General features: G+C 34.7%; 4 protein-coding genes. 3 read left to right on the top strand and 1 reads right to left on the bottom strand.

What is annotated here, in order from left to right; translation table 11 throughout:
- Positions 1 to 151: 151 nt before the first annotated feature.
- Entirely contained in the window at positions 152 to 1,147 is a 996-nt protein-coding gene (waaC, locus tag MVY38_RS06485) for a lipopolysaccharide heptosyltransferase I (protein ID WP_297484513.1), read from the bottom strand.
- A 60-nt stretch (positions 1,148 to 1,207) separates the two neighbouring features.
- On the opposite strand from waaC, the gene MVY38_RS06480 reads away from it, so the two are divergent.
- The 3 genes from MVY38_RS06480 to MVY38_RS11040 all read left to right on the top strand — a co-directional run.
- A complete protein-coding gene (locus tag MVY38_RS06480; protein WP_297484511.1) occupies positions 1,208 to 2,113 on the top strand; it encodes a PDC sensor domain-containing protein in 906 nt (301 codons plus the stop codon).
- Between the two features lie 2 nt (positions 2,114 to 2,115).
- Positions 2,116 to 2,727, top strand: a complete 612-nt coding sequence (hisH, locus tag MVY38_RS06475) for an imidazole glycerol phosphate synthase subunit HisH (protein WP_297484509.1) — start codon at positions 2,116 to 2,118, stop codon at positions 2,725 to 2,727.
- A gap of 8 nt (positions 2,728 to 2,735) precedes the next feature.
- A partial coding sequence (locus MVY38_RS11040; protein WP_366939770.1) for an AAA family ATPase occupies positions 2,736 to 2,889 on the top strand: 154 nt, incomplete at its 3' end.

The raw sequence follows: 2,889 nt of genomic DNA, 5'->3' as shown, positions 1-2,889 counted from the left end.
AAGGCATAGTTGAGGTTTTGTTTGACAATGTTGCGGTACTTTTTACTTGAAATATAGCCAATAAATGCTAAAAAAACAAAAAAGTTCTTACGAGCACTTTTTGGTAAAGCCATAAGAATTTTTTCTAAGATGAGTAGAGATTTATAGCCCATTATTTTAGTAACTCCTTCGCCTCTTTGAGGACTTTTTCATAAGGTATATCTTTTATAGAAAAATCATTTTTATCTATTTTCATTATATTGACAGAGGAGGGTGATTCTATTGCCACATTTTTTTGTGTTTCATAAAGCATACGCCTGTTTGTAGGTCCAAGTAGTGTAATAGATGGAATGTTTTGCGCCCATGCAATATGCGTAGGACCTGTGTCATTTCCTATAAGTAGATCAAGGTGGGATATAAAGGCAATAAGTTCACTTAAATTCATAGCGGGTGCAAGTTCGGCATACTCTGAGTGTTCACAAATCCACTCTGCATCGGCTTTTTCGCTCTTATTTCCCCAAATTATGAACGCCTGTTCTTTAAGTGTATTACAAACTTTTACAAGCTCCTCTTTTGGATAAATTTTAGATTTCCATGATGCCCCAACAACAAAGGCAATATTTTTCTTCTCGCTGCGTAGTTGGTACTCTTTTGTGACTTGAAATATAGGTTTTTTATTTAAAATCATTGCATCTGTAATGGTAAAATTCAGCGCATCTGCAACTACAAAACAGTTGCGTTTGACAACATTTTCGCTGTAAGCAATATGTGAAGTTGCTCTATAAAAAAGAGCTGCAAGAGACTCCCTCGTTGAATCTTTGTCAAAGCCATGGGTATTTTTGCCTATAAGTCTTGCAACTATGGCTGATTTTATAAGTCCCTGAATATCAATGATAATGTCATACTCACCCAAAGTGCGGAGTTTTGAGATGTTGTGTTGTAGCAGTTTAAAACTTTTTTCTCTTTTAAGTTGTTTAAGGTTGATAGTATGCACATTTTGAACATCTTCAAGAAGGTTCACGGCATCGCTAAACATCTCTTCTGTAATCCAATCTATTACTGCGTTTGGATATTTTTGTTTGATGAATTGCACTACAATTGCACTATTGACTATATCGCCAAGTGCAGAGAGTCGGACAATTGCTAGTTTTTTGATCTCTTTATTCATTGATGACATTATAGTGAATCTTTGATATAATTAGAATAAAGTAAAATAAGGGGTAGATGAATGGTTCCATCAGATATACAACGCTTTTCGGAAAGTAGAACAAAAGCAAGAGCATATTTCTGTTATCTTTTTTCAAAAAATATTCCAAACCGACTCCCTTCAATTACTCGTGAAATGATTGTACCCCGCCTGCTGAAAATAAAATCAGAATTAGATAGCTGTGAGGGTGTTTACCTTTTGGATGAAAAAGGTGTACAAGTTAGTCCTACTTTTACCAAAACGCAGCAAATTGATGATGATATTGGGAAAATTAGAGCAGATAGAGCTTACTATTATCGTGCTGTAAGAGAAGAGAGATGTACACTTACGGACCCATATCCTTCTTTAATTACAGGCGATTTGAGTGTTACTACCTCTTCTCCTATATTTAATGAAAATGGGGAGTTAAAGTATGTGGCATGTATTGATATGCCTCTTGAAGAGGTCTTAAAAGTTGCCCATCCTACTACTTTAGACACTTTTACAAAAGAGTTTTTCAAGTATAGTTACGCTGCTTTTTCAATAGCACTTATTTTAGTAGCACTGCTTCTTTTTGCTAAAGGCGTACAGAGCTTTTTTGTTTATGAAATTTCTACTGCTAATTTTAAAATAAAAGATGTTTTTGAAGCAACGATTCTTTTAACACTCTCTTTGGCTATTTTTGACCTCTCCAAAACGCTTATTGAAGAGGAGATATTGGGACGGCATAAAGAGCATAACATTTCAGGACCGCATAAAACGATGGTACGCTTTTTGGGTTCTATCATCATTGCACTCTCCATTGAAGCTTTGATGTTGGTGTTTAAGTTTGCAATAACTGATCCAAATAAACTAATATATGCCATTTATATTATTATAGGTGTAGCTATATTAATCGTGAGTTTGGCAGTATATATAAAATTTACAAAATTAAAAATAGATGAGTAAAAATGATAGCAATTATTGATTATAATATGGGAAATTTGGCGAGCGTCAAAAACGCATTTGCCAAACTAGGGCAAGAGACAATAGTAGAGAGTGATCCTGCAAAATTTCAAGAGTACGATAAACTTATACTCCCTGGTGTTGGTGCGTTTGGTGATGCTATGGAGCATCTGCAAGAGCGTAATATGGTAGATGCTATCAAAGCCTTTGCAAAAAGTGGTAAGCCGATGTTAGGTATTTGTCTTGGTATGCAGCTGCTTTTTGAGAGTAGTGAAGAGTTTGGTGCACACAAAGGTCTGGCTCTTATCAAAGGAAAAGTAGTCAAGTTTGACAAACAAAATTTTGATGAAGCTTTAAAGATTCCTCATATGGGATGGAACAGAATGTTCACAAAAAACCATCCTCTTTTTGAAAACTTAGATGATGAACATTATCTTTACTTTGTACATACTTATCATGCAGTTTGTGATGATGAGAAAGACATTATAGGTGAGACATATTACGGATACAAATTCACATCAGCCGTAGCGCATGGCAACATCATGGGTATCCAACCTCACCCTGAAAAGAGTCAAGATAATGGACTCAAAATTTTAGAAAACTTTATAAAACTGTAGGAAGTAAAATGGAAGAACACTTTATAAGAGAGATAAAAATACAAGAGTATAAATCTTTACAAAACTTTCACGCAGAAGGTCTTGCTCGTATCAATCTTATTGGTGGTAAAAATAATGTGGGAAAAACAGCTTTTATGGAAGCACTTTATATTATTTCTAATC

It is taken from the genome of Sulfurimonas sp. (assembly GCF_027056685.1).
Lineage (GTDB): Bacteria > Campylobacterota > Campylobacteria > Campylobacterales > Sulfurimonadaceae > Sulfurimonas.
This window is presented reverse-complemented; position numbering and strand designations above follow the sequence as displayed.